The sequence below is a fragment of the Burkholderia sp. JPY481 genome (genome assembly GCF_038900515.1).
Taxonomy (GTDB): domain Bacteria; phylum Pseudomonadota; class Gammaproteobacteria; order Burkholderiales; family Burkholderiaceae; genus Paraburkholderia; species Paraburkholderia youngii.
Genome location: NZ_JAYMRT010000156.1, coordinates 1 through 381 on the forward strand (window position 1 = coordinate 1; position 381 = coordinate 381).

Here is a 381-nt window from a genome sequence, read left to right on the forward strand (position 1 = left end):
CGATCGTGCCTGGAAGCGCGGCGGCACGCCCGAGCGGAAACGGTTGACCGACACGCAACTGCTTACGCTGATTCGGTCGATTCATGCCGAGGTCAAGGGCGCCTACGGCTCGCCACGCATGACCGAGGAGATTCGCGCACGCGGGTTTCCGGCCAGCAAGGCACGCGTGGAGCGTTTGATGAGCAAGAACGGTATCCGGGCACGCCACAAACGCCGCTACCGCGTCACGACTGATTCCCGGCACAAGCTGCCCATCGCGCCGAACCTGTTGAACCGCGAGTTCGCGCCGGCTGCGCCGAATCAGGTGTTCAGTTCGGACATCACGTATATCTGGACCGACGAGGGCTGGCTGTATCTGGCGGTCGTGCTGGAGCTGTTCAA

At 63.3% G+C, this 381-nt stretch carries 1 protein-coding gene; it reads left to right on the forward strand.

From position 1 onward, the window contains the following. Positions 1-381, forward strand: a 381-nt coding sequence (locus VSR82_RS40130) for an IS3 family transposase (protein WP_498858942.1), incomplete at both ends; no start/stop codon positions are given.